A 17793-nucleotide genomic window follows, 5' to 3' on the forward strand; every position below is an offset into this window, starting at 1 on the left:
CAAAATCAGCGTAAAGAGAGATATTCCGCAACCGGGCCTAACGCGAGGGCGGGGATAAAGGTCAAGGCACCTACCAGCAGAACGGTGCCAATCAGCAGGCCGACGAACAGCGCGCCGTGAGTCGGTAACGTACCGGTAGTGGTCGGCTGGATCTTCTTATTCACCAGTGTTCCGGCGATCGCCATGACGGGAATAATCACGCCGAAACGACCGAAGAACATGCAGAACGCCAGCAGACAGTTCCAGAACGGTGAGTTGGCACTTAACCCTGCAAAGGCGCTGCCGTTGTTGTTTGCGGCAGACGAAACGGCGTAAAGCACTTCGCTAAAGCCGTGAATGCCCGGGTTAAAGATGCCGCTGCGCCCGGCGTCGGTCATCAGCGCCAGCGCGGTACCGAGCAGCACAAGGGCGGGGGTGACCAGGATTGCCAGCGCGGTTAATTTCATTTCGCGGACGTCGATTTTTTTGCCGAGATATTCCGGCGTGCGGCCGATCATCAGCCCGGCGATAAACACGGCGAGCAGAACGAACAACAGCATGCCGTACAGCCCCGAACCGACCCCACCGAAGACTACTTCGCCAATCTGCATCAGCCACATCGGGATCATGCCGCCAAGCGCAGTGAAAGAGTCGTGCATGGCGTTCACCGCCCCGCAGGAGGCCGCCGTGGTGACCACCGCATAGAGGCTGCTGGCAAGAATGCCGAAGCGGCTCTCTTTGCCTTCCAGGTTGATATTGCTGTTAGCCCCCAGCTGCATGAAGTGGCTGTTGCCGTTCCATTCGGCCCACATCACCAGTGCTACGCAGACCACGAAGATTAACGACATGGCCCACAGCAGCGTACGGCCCTGGCGGCGATCGTTAACCACATCGCCAAAGGCGAAGCAGAGCGCGGCGGGGATTAGGAAGATCGCCAGCATCTGTACAAAATTGGTTAATGCCGTTGGGTTTTCAAACGGATGCGATGAGTTGGCGTTGAAGAAGCCGCCCCCGTTGGTGCCCAGCATCTTGATTGCTTCCTGCGACGCCACTGGCCCCATTGGCAGGAGTTCCCTGCCCCCTTCAAGCGAGGTGTAAGGGGTATAAGGCAGCAGGTTTTGCAGAGTGCCTTGCTGTATAAAGAACAGGGCAATAATCAGCGCAACAGGCACCAGGATCCAAAGGGTGATGCGCGTGACATCAACCCACGCGTTGCCGAGCGTGCTGACATTCTGACGGGCAAACGCGCGCGTCAGGGCGAAGATCACCGCGATACCGCTGGCTGCAGACAGAAAGTTTTGCACGGTTAACCCGGCCATCTGGCTGAAGTAGCTGAGCGTGGTTTCACCGGCGTAAGACTGCCAGTTGGTATTGGTGACAAAGCTGACCGCCGTGTTCAGCGCCAGATGCCAGGATAAACCTGGTAACTGCTGCGGATTCAACGGCAAATTGCCCTGGAGCATGAGCAGCGTAAAGAGGGCAATAAGCCCCACGATATTCAGAAGCAGTATCGCCATCAGGTACTGGCCCCAGCTCATTTCCCGGTCGCTGATACCTGAAATGCGCCAGAGCACGTTTTCAATTTTTCGCGTACCCGGCAGTGGCACGTTGTTTATCAGCCGCGCCAGCGCTGTTCCCAGCGGCCTGGCGAGCACAAACAGCAGCAGTAAAAAGCTGGCAATAAGCAAAAACGCCTGAGCAGCCATCAGAATGCCTCCGCATTAATCAGGGCATAAATCAGATAACCCAATAACAGGAACACCAGCACGATGCCGGCAATCAGACCTGCACTCACACTCCACCTCCGGGTGACTTTTGTTGTTGTACAAACGGTAGGATTTGTGGCGCAAAGATTTCGCAAAAATCAGAAGGGCAGGTGTAAAAAAAGTATAAAAATGGGAAAGACCACAATTTAACTATTGTTAAGTAAACTGTTAACTTTTTTGTAACTTAATTACAGGCGTGAATGTAAATATTCACGAAATGGATGAAAATAAGTGGTCGGATGAGTAGTAAAATTACAAACAAAGCGGTATTATTTTAACCAGGTCACAGATTTCACATTTTCCGGAGACGGTTTCCGGCCAACTACAGGGGAGAAAAATATGGATCTTTATAAAGAGTATCCGGCTCATATCGTGTTCATGCGTCGCACTTTCGCCGTAGTGGCTGGCGTGCTGGCCCTGCCGGTGATGCTGTTCTGGAAAGATCGCGCACGTTTTTACAGCTATCTGCACCGCGTCTGGGCGAAAACCAGCGAAAAGCCGGTGTGGATGGATCAGGCCGAGAAAGCAACCTGCGATTTCTACTGATACGGTGTGACATCGTAGCCATAAAAAAACCGCCTACAGCAAAGTGGCGGTTTTTTTGTCCCTCGGGATTCGCGGTCCGTTGGGTAATCTTGCAGCCCCTACCCGGGATTTTTATCATACCCTTCTTTAAAAAGTTCGCAATCCACTTCACCTTTATAAATTCCTAATTTTACTGAAATAACTTACTTTTGGCGTTGGTGTTAATTATGATGCCACATCCCTTTCCGCCATCTCGCAAATGGGCATCGGTCCTGGGAAAGGTGTATCCATAGCCGTAAAGCAGCCCGCCTACCCGGGCTTGTGTCCACCGATTTATCACCGGTGGTGATAGGTGGAGCGGTTAGCAGCAGGGACCGCATAGTGAAACGCTATTTATGCATCGCGTTCATTGTCGCCAGCGCACTCGTTGTAAAGAGTGATAAACCGGATGTGTTTAATGCCTTTACCCCGATAGCGCAGGACAAGTAGCGTTAAGGCCGCCTCGGGCGGCCTTTTTTATTTCATCCCGTCTACACTTCATGGCAAAGTAGTTCAATGCATGCCTTTTTCCTTTTACGGCATGCCCTTACGGACATAATGGACAATTGCCTGGAGTTTTATGCCCACCCATCTGGTTTGGTTTCGCGCGGATTTACGCATTCACGACAACTTCGCTCTCGCGGCCGCCTGCCGCGCTAAAGACGCGAATGTGCTGGCCCTGTTTATCGCCACGCCTGAACAGTGGCGGCAGCATGACATGGCGCCCCGGCAAGCGGCATTACTCAGCGCGTATCTGAATGACCTGCAACATTCACTGGCCGAAAAAGGCATTCCGCTGATCTATAAAGAGGCCCATGATTTTGCCGCACAGCTTGAGATGGTGCAGGCAATCTGTAAGCAGCACGCGGTAACGCGTCTTTTTTACAACTACCAGTATGAATTTAACGAGCAGCAGCGGGAGCGTCAGCTGCAGAAAAACCTTACGGGCGTGGTCTGTGAAGGCTTTGATGACAGCGTGATGCTCGCACCGGGCAGCGTGATGACCGGCAGTCACGAGATGTATAAAGTTTTCACGCCATTTAAAAATGCTTTTATCAAACGCCTGAAAGAGGGGCTGCCAGAATGCGTTCCCGCCCCGGCCATAAGAGGGGAAACGATAACGGATCTGCAGGACATCAGGCTGAATTATCCCCAGCAGTCGTTTGATGAAACGGTATTCCCCGCCAGCGAGAAAGCGGCTATCGCCCGCTTGCGTCAGTTCTGCGCGCAGGGGGCGGCGGATTACGAGGCGCGGCGGGATTTTCCAGCGATTGAAGGCACCAGCCGCCTGTCGGCCTGTTTAGCGCTGGGCGCGCTCTCCCCGCGCCAGTGCTTACATCGGCTACTGGCGGAACAGCCTCAGGCGTTAGACGGGGGGGCGGGCGCAGTGTGGCTGAACGAACTGATCTGGCGTGAGTTTTATCGCCATCTGATGACGTATCATCCTGATTTATGTAAACATCGCCCCTTCATTCGTTGGACCGATAAGGTACAGTGGCAGTCGAATGAGAAGCTGCTTAAGGCATGGCAGCATGGGCTCACCGGCTTCCCGATTGTTGATGCGGCTATGCGGCAGCTCAATGAAACCGGGTGGATGCATAACCGTCTGCGTATGATTACCGCCAGCTTCCTGGTGAAGGATCTGCTTATCGACTGGCGAACCGGAGAGCGTTATTTTATCTCTCAGCTGATCGATGGCGATCTGGCGGCGAATAACGGCGGCTGGCAGTGGGCGGCCTCCACCGGCACGGATGCGGCTCCCTATTTTCGGATCTTTAATCCGACCACGCAGGGACAACGATTTGACGTCGACGGCGAGTTTATCCGTCGCTGGCTGCCTGAACTTAAGGATGTCCCCGCCAAAGCCATTCATGAACCCTGGGCATGGGCGGATAAACAGCGTGTTACCCTGAACTATCCCCGTCCCATTGTCGACCATAAACAGGCGCGCGTCGCCACGCTGGCGGCGTACGAAACCGCCCGAAAAGTTTGAGAGAATGATGATGAAAAACAGTGAACTGGAACGCCTGATTAACGAAAAACTCAACACGGCCTCGTTTAGCGACTACGGTCCGAATGGCTTGCAGGTGGAGGGTCGCGAGACGGTGCAAAAAATCATCACCGGCGTAACGGCAAGCCAGGCGCTGCTGGATGAGGCTGTGCGTCAGGAAGCCGACGCGGTAATTGTCCATCACGGTTATTTCTGGAAAAACGAATCACCGATTATTCGCGGCATGAAGCGCAACCGTCTCAAAACGCTGCTGGCGAATGACATCAACCTGTACGGCTATCACCTGCCGCTCGATGCGCATCCTGAACTGGGGAATAACGTTCAGCTTGCGCAGCTGCTGGGGATAACCGTGATGGGCGAAATTGAACCCCTGGTGCCGTGGGGTGAACTGTCGATGCCGGTTCCGGGTCTGGAGCTGGCATCGTGGATCGAAGCACGCCTGGGGCGTCGTCCGCTGTGGTGCGGCGACACCGGGCCGGATACCGTGAAGCGCGTGGCATGGTGCACCGGCGGCGGCCAGGGCTTTATTGATAGCGCGGCGCGTTTCGGTGTCGACGCCTTCATTACCGGCGAGGTTTCCGAGCAGACCATTCACTCTGCCCGTGAACAAGGCCTGCATTTTTACGCGGCAGGCCATCACGCCACCGAGCGTGGCGGCATCCGCGCCCTCAGCGAGTGGCTGACGGAAAATACCGATCTGGATGTGACGTTTATTGATATCCCTAATCCGGCCTGATGAGAGGTAGTTAAGTGCAGCGAGCGCGTTGTTATCTTTTGGGTGAAACCGCAGTGGTTCTAGAACTTGAGCCTCCGGTGACGCTTGCCACGCAAAAGCGTATCTGGCGTCTGGCTCAACGACTGCCCGAGCTACCTGGCGTGGTTGAAGCTATTCCGGGTATGAATAATATCACCGTGGTGCTGCGTGATCCGCACACGGGGGCGCTGGATGCCATTGAGCGTCTGCAACGCTGGTGGGAGGAGAGCGAGGCGCTGGAGCCGGAATCGCGGACGATTGAGATCCCGGTTGTCTATGGCGGCAAGGGAGGCCCCGACCTTGGCGTCGTGGCCGAGCACTGTGGATTAACGGAGAAGCAGGTTGTGGAGCTGCATAGCTCAGTCGACTATGTTGTCTGGTTTTTGGGATTTCAGCCGGGTTTCCCCTATCTGGGCGGGTTATCGCCCCAGTTGCATACGCCGCGCCGGGCTGAGCCGCGCCTGAGCGTACCGGCGGGCAGCGTGGCGATTGGTGGCGAACAGACGGGAATTTATCCGCTCGCCTCGCCGGGAGGCTGGCAGCTTATCGGGCACACATCCACGCCGTTATTTGAACCTGGCCAGGACGCACCCATACTCCTGCGTCCGGGGGATACCCTGCGCTTTATCCCGCAAAAGGAGGGGATATGTTAACGCTTATTCGCGCAGGGCTTTACACCTCGGTACAGGATGCCGGGCGCTTTGGCCTGCGTCAGTCGGGCGTGAGCTACTGCGGTGCGCTTGATCGTCCCTCGCTGGAGATTGCCAACCTGCTGGTAGGCAACGCCGGCAGCACGGCGGCGTTAGAAATTACGCTGGGTCAGTGCGTGATTGAGTTTGGTCAGGAAACCTGGTTTGCCTTAACCGGCGCGGGCTGTGACGCGACGCTGGACGGCAAAGCGGTGTGGACCGGCTGGCGCCTGCGGGCGAAAGCCGGACAGCGTCTGACGCTCAAGCGTCCTCTGCACGGCGTGCGCAGCTATCTTGCGGTGGCGGGAGGTATCGACGTGCCGGAGGTGCTGGGCTCATCCAGCACCGACCAGAAAGCGGGAATGGGCGGACATGAAGGACGGCTGCTGCGCGACGGCGATCGCCTGGCGATTAAGCCATCAGCGCGCCATTTCACCACCACGCAGGGCGTGAAGCAGCTGTTGTGGGGGAACCTGATCCGCGCCCTGCCGGGGCCGGAATATCATGAGTTCGATGAGGCCTCAAAAGAGTCTTTCTGGCGCTCGCCATGGAAGATCAGCCCGCAGAGTAACCGCATGGGTTACCGGCTTCAGGGCCAGCCGCTGACCCGCACGACTGACCGGGAGCTGCTTTCCCATGGTCTGTTGCCGGGGGTGATTCAGGTGCCGGGCAACGGACAGCCCATCGTACTGATGAACGATGCGCAAACCACGGGAGGATATCCGCGTATTGCCTGCATTATTGAAGCGGATCGCTACCATCTGGCGCAAATTCCTCTCGGTCAGCCAATTCATTTTGTGCAGTGTTCGCTGGAGGAGGCGCTGAAAGCCCGTCAGGATCAGCAGCGTTATCTCGAACAGCTGGCGTGGAGACTCGATGGTAAAGATTGATTTAAACGCCGATCTGGGGGAGGGCAGCAGCGCCGATGCGGCGCTGATGACGCTGGTCTCCTCGGTGAACATCGCCTGTGGGTTTCATGCCGGCGATGCGCAGACCATGCTGGCGAGCGTGCGCAATGCCATGAAAAATGGCGTGGCGATAGGCGCTCACCCCAGCTTTCCGGACCGGGAAAACTTTGGTCGCACGGCGATGGATCTGCCGCCTGAGACGGTTTACGCGCAAATGCTCTACCAGATCGGCGCCCTGGAGGCGATAGTGCGCGCTGAGAAGGGCGTGTTGCGTCACGTCAAGCCGCACGGCATGCTCTATAACCAGGCAGCGAAAGATCCGGCGCTGGCAGACGCCATTGCCCGCGCGGTACGGGACTGCAATCCGCGTCTGATTCTGGTTGGCCTGGCGGGCAGCGAGCTTATCCGTGCCGGCGAACGGCTGGGGCTGATTACGCGGCAGGAAGTGTTTGCCGATCGGGGATACCTGCCGGACGGCAGCCTGGTTCCGCGTACGCAGGCCGGTGCGCTGATCACCGACGAAGGTAAAGCGCTGGCGCAGACGCTGGAGATGGTGCGCTTCGGGCGAGTAACCTCAACGGAGGGTACAACGGCAAACGTTCAGGCTGATACGGTATGCTTACACGGTGACGGCGAGCATGCGCTCCAGTTTGCGCGACGCCTGCGGGCGGCGTTCTCGGAAGAGGGCATTGTTGTCAGCGCAGAATAATCATGAAAGGACAATAACATGCCAGAAGGTCCGGAGATCCGCCGCGCGGCGGATAGCCTGGAGGCGGCGATAAAGGGCAAACCTCTGACACACGTCTGGTTTGCCTTTCCTCAACTCAAACCGTTTGAATCGCAGCTGGTGGGACAGACGGTGACCCACATTGAAACGCGCGGCAAAGCGTTACTCACCCACTTTTCCCATAACCTGACGTTATATAGCCACAATCAGCTTTACGGCGTCTGGCGGGTGGTAAAGGCGGACGAGCAGCCGCAAACGACCCGCGTGCTGCGCGTGCGGCTACAAACGGCGGATAAGGCGATCCTGCTCTACAGCGCTTCTGATATCGAAATGTTAACGCCGGAGCAGTTGCTCACGCACCCGTTCTTACAGCGGGTTGGGCCGGACGTGCTGGATATGCGCCTGACGGCAAGCGATGTGAAAGCCCGGCTGTTATCGCCCACATTCCGCAACCGGCAGTTTTCCGGGCTGTTGCTCGATCAGGCATTTCTGGCGGGGCTGGGAAACTACCTGCGGGTGGAGATCCTCTGGGAAGTCGGGCTGGCGCCGCAGCACAAAGCGTCGCAGCTAAGCGATGAACAGCTGGAGGCGCTGTCCCACGCGTTGCTGGATATTCCACGGCTGTCGTACAACACGCGTGGCGTGGTGGATGAGAACAAGCATCACGGAGCGTTGTTTCGCTTCAAGGTGTTTCATCGGGCGGGTAAAAAGTGTGAGCGGTGTGGCGGGGTGATTGAGAAGGCGACGATCTCTTCCAGACCGTTTTACTGGTGTCCTGGGTGCCAGATGTAAAAAAGCCGGGTGGCGGCTACGCCTTACCCGGCCTACATCTCGCACTTGTAGGCCCGGCAAGCGAAGCGCCGCCGGGCGTGTTTTTTAGCGCTTAATATCAGACTTAAAGTCACGCTGCTCGTAGCCGGTATACAGCTGACGAGGACGGGCGATTTTCATGCCTTCGCTGTGCATTTCGTTCCAGTGCGCAATCCAGCCTACGGTACGCGCCATGGCGAAGATCACGGTGAACATGGAAGACGGAATGCCCATCGCTTTCAGGATGATACCGGAGTAGAAATCGACGTTCGGGTAGAGTTTTTTCTCGATGAAGTACGGGTCGTTCAGCGCGATGTGTTCCAGCTCCATCGCCACTTCCAGCAGATCATCTTTGGTGCCCAGCTCTTTCAGCACTTCGTGGCAGGTCTCACGCATAACGGTCGCGCGAGGGTCGTAGTTTTTGTAAACACGGTGACCGAAGCCCATCAGACGGAAGGAGTCATTCTTGTCTTTCGCGCGGCGCACGAACTCAGGAATGTGCTCAACGGAGCTGATCTCCTCCAGCATCTTCAGTGCTGCTTCGTTCGCGCCGCCGTGCGCCGGTCCCCACAGGGAGGCGATACCCGCAGCGATACAGGCGAACGGGTTCGCGCCGGAAGAGCCTGCGGTACGGACGGTAGAGGTCGAGGCGTTCTGTTCGTGGTCAGCGTGCAGGATCAGAATACGGTCCATCGCGCGTTCCAGCACCGGGTTCACTTCGTACTCTTCACACGGCGTGGAGAACATCATGCGCAGGAAGTTACCTGCGTAGGAGAGGTCGTTGCGTGGATACACAAACGGCTGACCGATAGAGTATTTGTAACACATCGCCGCCATGGTAGGCATTTTGGACAGCAGACGGAACGCCGCGATATCACGGTGACGTGGGTTATTCACGTCCAGAGAATCGTGGTAGAACGCCGCCAGCGCACCGGTAATACCGCACATGACCGCCATCGGATGAGAGTCACGACGGAACGCATGGAACAGACGGGTAATCTGCTCATGGATCATGGTGTGACGGGTCACGGTGGTTTTAAATTCATCGTACTGGGCCTGCGTCGGTTTTTCGCCGTTCAGCAGGATGTAGCACACTTCCAGATAGTTGGATTCGGTGGCTAACTGATCGATGGGGAAGCCGCGATGGAGCAGGATACCTTCGTCACCGTCAATGTAGGTGATTTTGGATTCGCAAGATGCGGTAGAGGTGAATCCAGGGTCAAAGGTGAATACCCCTTTGGAACCCAGCGTACGGATATCAATAACATCCTGACCGAGCGTGCCTTTTAGCACATCCAGTTCAATAGCATCATCACCATTTAGGGTGAGTTTTGCCTTTGTATCAGCCATTTACGGTCTCCTTAGCGCCTTATGCTTAAGACTGCGCTTTACCGGATTTGCTTTCAGCTGTTAATCATCGTTACCAGATTGTTATTTGGCTTACCGCTCAGCTCACGAGGAGAAACCAGGGTACAGAGCTATGGCGCCTTGCAGGTAAACGAATGAAATATCAGTGAAACAACAGCAAATCAGCGTTTTTGCAGTCCGAATTATTCAAACCTGTATATCACTAATAACTGTCCTGATAACTTCGGTCAATACCATCACACTGTTACATAACTATTTGTCAGGTGAAAGAGAGACCTCATAACTTTTGCGCATTATATGCCTTTTCTGATGACGTTTGTAACAATATTGTTTAACATTTGTCAAATCAGATGATTAAAAATTAAAAAGATGTTGTTATCGTGACCCCGATCACTGTTCCAGAGAAAACCCAACAAACTGTATGTAGGTTAATTGTAATGATTTTGTGAACGGCCTATACTGCCGCCAGGTCTCCGGAACACCCTGCAATCCCGAGCCACCCAGCGTTGTAACGTGTCGTTTTAGCATTTGGAAGCAATGTTTTGCATGACGCGCAGTTATAGAAAAGGAACGCTGTCTGACCCGCATCGCAGTCCGGAGGAAGGAAACAATAAGAACAGCATGTGGGCGTTATTCATGATAAGAAATGTGAAAAAACAAAGACCTGTCAATCTGGATCTCAAAACGATCCGATTCCCTGTAACAGCAATAGCGTCCATTCTGCACCGTGTTTCTGGTGTGATTACGTTTGTGGCGGTTGGTATCTTGCTGTGGTTACTGGGAACCAGCCTCTCATCTCCTGAAGGATTCCTCCAGGCCTCAGCCATCATGAACAGCTTCTTCGTGAAATTTATCATGTGGGGCATTCTGACCGCGCTGGCCTATCACGTGGTTGGCGGCGTTCGCCATATGCTGATGGACTTTGGCTACCTGGAAGAGACGTTCGAGGCCGGTAAACGTACCGCTAACATTTCATTTGTGATCACTGTCGTGCTTTCACTTCTCGCAGGAGTTCTCGTATGGTAAGCAACGCCTCCGCATTAGGACGCAACGGCGTACATGACTTCATCCTGGTCCGCGCTACCGCCATCGTCCTCACGCTCTACATCATCTATATGATCGGTTTCTTCGCCACTAGCGGCACACTGACGTGGGAAATCTGGAGTGGTTTCTTCGGATCGGCCTTCACCAAAGTGTTCACCCTGCTGGCCCTGTTCTCCATCCTTATTCATGCCTGGATTGGCATGTGGCAGGTGTTGACCGATTACGTTAAACCGCTGGCGATTCGCCTTCCGCTGCAACTGATTATTGTTGTTGCTCTGCTGGTTTACGTCATTTATGGATTTGTTGTGGTGTGGGGTGTGTAATGAAACTGCCAGTCAGAGAATTTGATGCTGTTGTGATTGGTGCGGGTGGCGCAGGTATGCGCGCCGCACTGCAAATTTCCCAGAGCGGCCAGACCTGTGCGCTGCTCTCTAAAGTATTCCCGACCCGTTCCCACACTGTGTCTGCGCAGGGCGGTATCACCGTTGCGCTGGGTAATTCCCATGAAGATAACTGGGAATGGCACATGTACGATACGGTAAAAGGTTCCGACTACATCGGCGACCAGGATGCCATCGAATATATGTGTAAAACCGGCCCGGAAGCGATTCTGGAGCTGGACCACATGGGTCTGCCGTTCTCCCGTCTGGAAAATGGCACCATCTATCAGCGTCCGTTTGGCGGCCAGTCGAAAAACTTCGGCGGCGAACAGGCGGCACGTACCGCAGCAGCGGCTGACCGTACCGGCCACGCGCTGCTGCACACGCTCTATCAGCAAAACCTGAAAAACCACACCACCATCTTCTCCGAGTGGTATGCGTTGGATCTGGTGAAAAACGCCGATGGCGCGGTGGTGGGTTGTACCGCACTGTGCATTGAAACCGGTGAAGTGGTCTATTTCAAAGCGCGCGCAACCGTGCTGGCCACCGGCGGCGCAGGCCGTATCTATCAGTCCACTACCAACGCCCACATCAACACCGGTGACGGCGTTGGGATGGCTATCCGCGCTGGCGTGCCGGTGCAGGACATGGAGATGTGGCAGTTCCACCCAACCGGTATCGCCGGTGCGGGCGTGCTGGTGACAGAAGGCTGCCGTGGTGAAGGTGGCTATCTGCTGAACAAACATGGCGAGCGCTTCATGGAGCGTTATGCCCCGAATGCGAAAGACCTGGCGGGCCGTGACGTGGTGGCGCGTTCCATCATGATCGAAATCCGTGAAGGCCGCGGCTGCGACGGCCCTTGGGGCCCGCACGCGAAGCTGAAACTCGACCATCTGGGTAAAGAAGTGCTGGAATCCCGTCTGCCGGGCATTCTGGAACTGTCCCGCACCTTCGCCCACGTCGACCCGGTAAAAGAGCCGATTCCGGTTATCCCAACCTGTCACTACATGATGGGCGGTATTCCGACCAAAGTGACCGGTCAGGCGCTGACCGTGAACGAGCAGGGTGAAGACGTGGTCATCCCTGGTCTGTTTGCGGTAGGCGAAATTGCCTGCGTATCCGTGCACGGCGCAAACCGTCTGGGCGGCAACTCCCTGCTGGACCTGGTGGTATTTGGCCGTGCGGTGGGGCTGCATCTCCAGGAATCTATTGCCGAGCAGGGCGCGTTGCGTGATGCGACCGACGACGAAATTGATGCCTCTCTTGAGCGCCTCAACCGCTGGAACGGCAACCGTAACGGCGAAGATCCGGTAGAAATCCGTAAAGCGCTGCAAGAGTGTATGCAGCACAACTTCTCGGTATTCCGTGAAGGTGACGCGATGGCCAAAGGGCTGGAGCAACTGAAAGCGATCCGCGAGCGTCTGAAGAATGCCCGTCTGGACGATACCTCGAGCGAGTTCAACACCCAGCGCGTTGAGTGCCTGGAGCTGGATAACCTGATGGAAACCGCGTTCGCGACCGCGATGTCGGCAAACTTCCGTACCGAAAGCCGTGGCGCCCATAGCCGCTTCGACTTCCCGGATCGTGATGACGAAAACTGGCTGTGCCATTCCCTGTATCTGCCAGAGTCGGAAACCATGACGCGTCGTAGCGTTAACATGGAACCGAAACTGCGTCCGGCGTTCCCGCCGAAGATTCGTACTTACTAATGCGGAGACAGGATAATGAAACTCGAATTCTCAGTTTATCGTTATAACCCGGATGTAGACGATGCTCCGCGTATGCAGGATTACACCCTCGAAGCGGAAGAAGGTCGTGACATGATGCTGCTGGATGCTTTAATCCAGCTGAAAGAAAAAGATCCTACGCTGTCGTTCCGCCGCTCCTGCCGTGAAGGGGTATGTGGCTCTGACGGTGTAAACATGAACGGCAAAAACGGTCTGGCCTGTATCACGCCAATTTCAGCGCTACAGCGTGCAGGCCAGAAAATTGTCATCCGTCCTCTGCCTGGCCTGCCGGTCGTGCGTGATTTGGTGGTGGACATGGGGCAATTCTATGCACAATATGAGAAGATTAAGCCTTACTTATTGAATAATGGGCAAAATCCACCCGCTCGCGAGCACTTACAGTCGCCTGAGCAGCGTGAAAAACTCGATGGGTTGTACGAGTGTATTCTCTGTGCATGCTGTTCAACGTCATGCCCGTCATTCTGGTGGAACCCGGATAAATTTATCGGCCCTGCGGGTCTGCTGGCTGCCTATCGCTTCCTGATCGACAGCCGCGATACCGAAACCGAGAATCGTCTGGAAGGGTTAAGTGACGCTTTCAGCGTATTCCGCTGCCATAGCATCATGAACTGCGTCAGTGTGTGTCCTAAGGGGCTGAACCCGACGCGCGCCATCGGCCATATTAAGTCGATGTTGTTGCAGCGCAGTGCGTAAGTAACAACGCCGGATGGCGCTGCGCTTATCAGGCCTACGTAACAGTAGGCCCGGTAAGCGTAGCGCCACTGGGCAAATTGCAGAAACCTTTAAAAACTGCCCTGAAGTTTAGACAGTTTCTAAAGGTTCCTTCGCGGGCCAAATGAAAAGAGCTCGCAGGTGAACCCCGGCACGTACACGTGGTGTGCGTGGTAGTTTCTACGGCGAAAGTAAGCATAAAAATGCTTAAGGGATCACGATGCAGAACGGCGCAATGAAAGCCTGGCTGGACTCTTCTTACCTCTCTGGTTCAAACCAGAGCTGGATAGAACAGCTCTATGAAGACTTCTTAACCGATCCTGACTCAGTGGACGCAAACTGGCGTTCCATGTTCCAGCAGTTGCCTGGTACAGGGGTCAAACCGGATCAATTCCATTCAAAAACACGTGATTATTTCCGTCGTCTGGCGAAGGATGCCTCACGTTACTCTTCTGCGATTTCCGACCCTGACACCAATGCGAAGCAGGTAAAAGTCCTGCAGCTTATCAACGCTTATCGCTTCCGTGGTCACCAGCATGCGAATCTCGATCCGCTGGGACTGTGGCAGCAGGAACGTGTAGCGGATCTCGATCCGGCTTATCACGATCTGACCGAGGCCGATTTCCAGGAAAGCTTTAACGTAGGTTCCTTTGCCATCGGCAAAGACACGATGAAGCTGGGCGATCTGATTGATGCGCTCAAGCAAACCTACTGCGGCTCCATCGGCGCGGAATATATGCACATTACCTCCACCGAAGAGAAACGCTGGATCCAGCAGCGTATCGAATCCGTGGCGGGTCACGCGAATTTCTCAGCAGACGAGAAAAAACGTTTCCTGAGCGAACTGACGGCAGCCGAAGGCCTTGAGCGCTATCTGGGCGCGAAATTCCCGGGCGCAAAACGCTTCTCACTGGAGGGCGGCGATGCGTTAGTCCCGATGCTGAAAGAGCTGATTCGTCATGCCGGTAAGAGCGGCACGCGCGAAGTGGTGCTGGGCATGGCGCACCGTGGCCGTCTGAACGTGCTGGTTAACGTGCTGGGTAAAAAACCGCAGGATCTGTTCGACGAATTTGCGGGTAAACATAAAGAGCACCTCGGCACCGGTGACGTGAAGTACCACATGGGCTTCTCGTCGGATATCGAAACCGAGGGCGGTCAGGTTCACCTGGCGCTGGCGTTTAACCCGTCGCACCTGGAAATCGTCAGCCCGGTGGTTATCGGTTCCGTGCGTGCGCGTCTGGATCGTCTGGACGAGCCGAGCAGCAATAAAGTGCTGCCAATCACCATTCACGGTGATGCGGCAGTCACAGGGCAGGGCGTGGTTCAGGAAACCCTGAACATGTCGAAAGCGCGTGGTTATGAAGTGGGCGGTACCGTTCGCATCGTAATCAACAACCAGGTGGGCTTCACCACCTCTAACCCGCTGGATGCGCGTTCTACCCCGTACTGCACCGACATCGGTAAAATGGTTCAGGCGCCAATCTTCCACGTAAACGCGGATGACCCGGAAGCCGTTGCTTTCGTTACCCGTCTGGCGCTGGACTTCCGTAACACCTTTAAGCGCGACGTGTTCATTGACCTCTTCTGCTACCGCCGTCACGGCCACAACGAAGCGGATGAGCCAAGTGCAACCCAGCCGCTGATGTACCAGAAAATCAAAAAACACCCGACGCCGCGTAAAATCTATGCTGACAAGCTGGAAAGCGAAAAAGTGGCGACGCTGGAGGATGCGACCGAAATGGTCAATCTTTATCGCGACGCGCTGGACGCGGGTGAATGCGTGGTCAAAGAGCTGCGCCCAATGAACATGCACTCCTTTACCTGGTCGCCGTACCTCAACCACGAGTGGGACGAGAGCTACCCGAACAAGGTTGAGATGAAGCGTTTGCAGGAGCTGGCTAAACGCATCAGCACCGTGCCGGAAGCGATCGAGATGCAATCCCGCGTGGCCAAGATCTATGGCGACCGCCAGGCCATGGCGGCGGGTGAAAAGCTGTTCGACTGGGGCGGCGCGGAAACGCTGGCCTATGCGACGCTGGTTGACGAAGGTATTCCGGTTCGTCTGTCCGGTGAAGATGCGGGTCGTGGCACTTTCTTCCACCGTCATGCGGTTGTACACAACCAGTCTAACGGTTCAACCTATACTCCGCTTCAGCACGTGCATAACGGTCAGGGCCAGTTCAAGGTCTGGGACTCCGTGCTGTCAGAAGAAGCGGTTCTGGCCTTCGAATACGGCTACGCCACCGCAGAACCTCGCACCCTGACTATCTGGGAAGCGCAGTTCGGTGACTTCGCCAACGGTGCGCAGGTCGTCATCGACCAGTTCATCTCCTCCGGTGAGCAGAAGTGGGGCCGTATGTGTGGTCTGGTGATGTTGCTGCCGCACGGCTATGAAGGACAAGGGCCGGAGCACTCCTCCGCGCGTCTGGAGCGTTATCTGCAACTCTGCGCCGAGCAGAACATGCAGGTCTGCGTGCCGTCCACCCCGGCTCAGGTGTACCACATGTTGCGTCGTCAGGCGCTGCGCGGTATGCGCCGTCCGCTGGTGGTCATGTCGCCAAAATCCCTGCTGCGTCATCCGCTGGCGGTTTCGAGCCTGGATGAACTGGCTAACGGCACCTTCCTGCCAGCCATCGGTGAAATTGACGAGCTGGATCCGCAGGCCGTTAAGCGTGTCGTAATGTGTTCTGGTAAGGTTTATTACGACCTGCTGGAACAGCGCCGTAAGAACGATCAGAAAGATGTCGCCATCGTGCGTATCGAGCAGCTTTATCCGTTCCCGCATCAGGCGATGCAGGAAGTGCTGAAACAGTACGCTCACGTTCATGATTTTGTCTGGTGCCAGGAAGAGCCGCTCAACCAGGGCGCATGGTATTGCAGCCAGCATCATTTCCGTGAAGTGATTCCATTTGGGTCTGCCCTGCGTTATGCAGGTCGCCCGGCCTCCGCCTCTCCGGCGGTAGGGTATATGTCCGTTCACCAGAAGCAGCAACAAGATCTGGTCAATGACGCGCTGAACGTCGATTAATTAAAGGATACATAATGAGTAGCGTAGATATTCTTGTTCCCGACCTGCCTGAGTCCGTAGCAGATGCAACCGTCGCCACCTGGCACAAAAAACCAGGCGACGCGGTAACCCGTGACGAAGTGCTGGTAGAAATCGAAACTGACAAAGTGGTACTGGAAGTACCGGCTTCAGCGGATGGCATTCTGGATGCAGTCCTGGAAGACGAAGGTACGACCGTGACTTCTCGCCAGATCCTGGGTCGCCTGCGTGAAGGCAACAGCGCGGGCAAAGAGTCCAGCGCGAAATCTGAAGAGAAAGCGTCTACCCCAGCCCAGCGCCAGCAGGCGTCTCTGGAAGAGCAAACCAATGACGCGCTCAGCCCGGCGATCCGTCGCCTGCTGGCTGAGCACAGCCTCGATCCGGCAGCCATCAAAGGTACCGGCGTGGGTGGCCGTCTGACTCGCGAAGATATCGACAAGCATCTGGCAAAAGCGCCTTCAGAGGCGAAAGCGGAAGCGAAAGCCCCTGCGGCAGCGGCAGCGGCACAGCCAGCTCTTGGCGCGCGTAGCGAAAAACGCGTGCCGATGACCCGCCTGCGCAAGCGCGTGGCCGAGCGTCTGCTGGAAGCGAAAAACTCCACCGCGATGCTGACCACCTTCAACGAAGTCAACATGAAGCCAATCATGGACCTGCGCAAGCAGTACGGTGACGCGTTTGAAAAACGTCACGGTATCCGTCTGGGCTTCATGTCCTTCTACGTGAAAGCGGTAGTTGAAGCGCTGAAACGCTACCCGGAAGTGAACGCGTCTATCGATGGCGATGACGTGGTTTACCACAACTACTTCGACGTCAGCATGGCGGTTTCTACCCCACGCGGCCTGGTCACCCCGGTTCTGCGTGATGTGGACACCCTGGGTATGGCTGACATTGAGAAGAAAATCAAAGAGCTGGCCGTGAAAGGCCGCGACGGCAAGCTGACCGTTGAAGACCTGACTGGCGGTAACTTCACCATTACCAACGGTGGCGTGTTCGGCTCGCTGATGTCTACCCCGATCATCAACCCGCCGCAGAGCGCGATCCTGGGTATGCACGCCATTAAAGATCGTCCAATGGCGGTAGACGGTAAAGTTGAGATCCTGCCGATGATGTACCTGGCGCTCTCATACGATCACCGCCTGATCGACGGCCGCGAGTCCGTAGGCTTCCTGGTTGCCATTAAAGAGCTGCTGGAAGATCCAACGCGTCTGCTGCTGGACGTTTAGTAACTATTTAGCATCACCTGCCCTGTAGGCCGGATAAGCGTAGCGCCGGTCTACAGGTTTGAAGA

Annotated in this window: 16 protein-coding genes; 13 read left to right on the forward strand and 3 right to left on the reverse strand. The window is 55.8% G+C overall.

The window, feature by feature from the left end:
* Positions 1-5 precede the first annotated feature (5 nt).
* Positions 6-1685 (reverse strand): potassium-transporting ATPase subunit KdpA, encoded by a 1680-nt coding sequence (gene kdpA, locus BFV65_RS06090; RefSeq protein ID WP_045621782.1) that lies wholly within the window; start codon positions 1683-1685, stop codon positions 6-8.
* Positions 1685-1774, reverse strand: a complete 90-nt coding sequence (kdpF, locus tag BFV65_RS06095) for a K(+)-transporting ATPase subunit F (RefSeq protein WP_003858638.1) — start codon at positions 1772-1774, stop codon at positions 1685-1687. The genes kdpA and kdpF overlap by 1 nt, the downstream gene beginning before the upstream one ends.
* A gap of 310 nt (positions 1775-2084) precedes the next feature.
* On the opposite strand from kdpF, the gene BFV65_RS06100 reads away from it, so the two are divergent.
* The 7 genes from BFV65_RS06100 to nei all read left to right on the forward strand — a co-directional run bounded on the left by BFV65_RS06100 (position 2085) and on the right by nei (position 8190).
* A complete protein-coding gene (locus BFV65_RS06100; protein ID WP_014069366.1) occupies positions 2085-2291 on the forward strand; it encodes a YbfA family protein in 207 nt (68 codons plus the stop codon).
* 598 nt (positions 2292-2889) lie between these two features.
* On the forward strand, positions 2890-4302 hold the full coding sequence (gene phrB / locus BFV65_RS06105) for a deoxyribodipyrimidine photo-lyase (protein WP_069596366.1): 1413 nt from the start codon (positions 2890-2892) through the stop codon (positions 4300-4302).
* Between the two features lie 10 nt (positions 4303-4312).
* Positions 4313-5056, forward strand: a complete 744-nt coding sequence (locus BFV65_RS06110) for a type 2 GTP cyclohydrolase I (RefSeq protein ID WP_003858635.1) — start codon at positions 4313-4315, stop codon at positions 5054-5056.
* 14 nt (positions 5057-5070) lie between these two features.
* A complete protein-coding gene (pxpB, locus tag BFV65_RS06115) occupies positions 5071-5727 on the forward strand; it encodes a 5-oxoprolinase subunit PxpB (protein ID WP_022647457.1) in 657 nt (218 codons plus the stop codon).
* Positions 5721-6653 (forward strand): 5-oxoprolinase subunit PxpC, encoded by a 933-nt coding sequence (pxpC, locus tag BFV65_RS06120; RefSeq protein WP_022647458.1) that lies wholly within the window; start codon positions 5721-5723, stop codon positions 6651-6653. Before pxpB ends, pxpC begins: the two co-directional genes overlap by 7 nt.
* On the forward strand, positions 6640-7380 hold the full coding sequence (gene pxpA, locus BFV65_RS06125) for a 5-oxoprolinase subunit PxpA (RefSeq protein WP_038417003.1): 741 nt from the start codon (positions 6640-6642) through the stop codon (positions 7378-7380). Before pxpC ends, pxpA begins: the two co-directional genes overlap by 14 nt.
* Before the next feature lie 18 nt (positions 7381-7398).
* Positions 7399-8190 (forward strand): endonuclease VIII, encoded by a 792-nt coding sequence (gene nei, locus BFV65_RS06130; protein WP_063150783.1) that lies wholly within the window; start codon positions 7399-7401, stop codon positions 8188-8190.
* Positions 8191-8274: 84 nt separating this feature from the next.
* On the opposite strand, the gene BFV65_RS06135 is transcribed toward nei, so the two are convergent.
* Positions 8275-9558 (reverse strand): citrate synthase, encoded by a 1284-nt coding sequence (locus tag BFV65_RS06135; RefSeq protein WP_006809584.1) that lies wholly within the window; start codon positions 9556-9558, stop codon positions 8275-8277.
* A gap of 639 nt (positions 9559-10197) precedes the next feature.
* Between BFV65_RS06135 and sdhC the strand changes: the two genes are divergently transcribed.
* From sdhC to odhB, 6 genes are all read left to right on the forward strand, one after another.
* The gene (gene sdhC, locus BFV65_RS06140; RefSeq protein WP_026080740.1) at positions 10198-10602 is read left to right on the forward strand and encodes a succinate dehydrogenase cytochrome b556 subunit; all 405 of its coding nucleotides are present in this window, start codon (positions 10198-10200) and stop codon (positions 10600-10602) included.
* Positions 10596-10943, forward strand: coding sequence for a succinate dehydrogenase membrane anchor subunit (gene sdhD / locus BFV65_RS06145; RefSeq protein ID WP_003858621.1), 348 nt, complete (start codon positions 10596-10598; stop codon positions 10941-10943). Before sdhC ends, sdhD begins: the two co-directional genes overlap by 7 nt.
* Positions 10943-12709, forward strand: coding sequence for a succinate dehydrogenase flavoprotein subunit (sdhA, locus tag BFV65_RS06150; protein ID WP_003858619.1), 1767 nt, complete (start codon positions 10943-10945; stop codon positions 12707-12709). The genes sdhD and sdhA overlap by 1 nt, the downstream gene beginning before the upstream one ends.
* A 15-nt stretch (positions 12710-12724) precedes the next feature.
* Positions 12725-13441, forward strand: coding sequence for a succinate dehydrogenase iron-sulfur subunit (locus BFV65_RS06155; protein WP_022647461.1), 717 nt, complete (start codon positions 12725-12727; stop codon positions 13439-13441).
* A gap of 238 nt (positions 13442-13679) precedes the next feature.
* Positions 13680-16487: a 2-oxoglutarate dehydrogenase E1 component gene (gene sucA / locus BFV65_RS06160; protein ID WP_022647462.1), complete on the forward strand. Its 2808-nt coding sequence runs from the start codon at positions 13680-13682 to the stop codon at positions 16485-16487.
* A 14-nt stretch (positions 16488-16501) separates the two neighbouring features.
* Entirely contained in the window at positions 16502-17728 is a 1227-nt protein-coding gene (gene odhB, locus BFV65_RS06165) for a 2-oxoglutarate dehydrogenase complex dihydrolipoyllysine-residue succinyltransferase (protein WP_069596367.1), read from the forward strand.
* The last annotated feature ends 65 nt before the right edge of the window (positions 17729-17793 follow it).

Source organism: Enterobacter hormaechei subsp. hoffmannii, assembly GCF_001729745.1.
In the GTDB taxonomy this organism is placed as follows: domain Bacteria; phylum Pseudomonadota; class Gammaproteobacteria; order Enterobacterales; family Enterobacteriaceae; genus Enterobacter; species Enterobacter intestinihominis.

Excerpts from the sequence above, each read along its gene's own strand:
- odhB (WP_069596367.1), top strand. The coding sequence starts at position 16,502 with ATGAGTAGCGTAGATATTCTTGTTCCCGACCTGCCTGAGTCCGTAGCA.
- sdhC (WP_026080740.1), top strand. The coding sequence starts at position 10,198 with ATGTGGGCGTTATTCATGATAAGAAATGTGAAAAAACAAAGACCTGTC.
- phrB (WP_069596366.1), top strand. The coding sequence starts at position 2,890 with ATGCCCACCCATCTGGTTTGGTTTCGCGCGGATTTACGCATTCACGAC.
- nei (WP_063150783.1), top strand. The coding sequence starts at position 7,399 with ATGCCAGAAGGTCCGGAGATCCGCCGCGCGGCGGATAGCCTGGAGGCG.
- BFV65_RS06100 (WP_014069366.1), top strand. The coding sequence starts at position 2,085 with ATGGATCTTTATAAAGAGTATCCGGCTCATATCGTGTTCATGCGTCGC.
- sdhD (WP_003858621.1), top strand. The coding sequence starts at position 10,596 with ATGGTAAGCAACGCCTCCGCATTAGGACGCAACGGCGTACATGACTTC.
- pxpC (WP_022647458.1), top strand. The coding sequence starts at position 5,721 with ATGTTAACGCTTATTCGCGCAGGGCTTTACACCTCGGTACAGGATGCC.
- BFV65_RS06110 (WP_003858635.1), top strand. The coding sequence starts at position 4,313 with ATGAAAAACAGTGAACTGGAACGCCTGATTAACGAAAAACTCAACACG.
- sucA (WP_022647462.1), top strand. The coding sequence starts at position 13,680 with ATGCAGAACGGCGCAATGAAAGCCTGGCTGGACTCTTCTTACCTCTCT.
- kdpA (WP_045621782.1), bottom strand. The coding sequence starts at position 1,685 with ATGGCTGCTCAGGCGTTTTTGCTTATTGCCAGCTTTTTACTGCTGCTG.
- BFV65_RS06135 (WP_006809584.1), bottom strand. The coding sequence starts at position 9,558 with ATGGCTGATACAAAGGCAAAACTCACCCTAAATGGTGATGATGCTATT.
- BFV65_RS06155 (WP_022647461.1), top strand. The coding sequence starts at position 12,725 with ATGAAACTCGAATTCTCAGTTTATCGTTATAACCCGGATGTAGACGAT.
- pxpA (WP_038417003.1), top strand. The coding sequence starts at position 6,640 with ATGGTAAAGATTGATTTAAACGCCGATCTGGGGGAGGGCAGCAGCGCC.
- sdhA (WP_003858619.1), top strand. The coding sequence starts at position 10,943 with ATGAAACTGCCAGTCAGAGAATTTGATGCTGTTGTGATTGGTGCGGGT.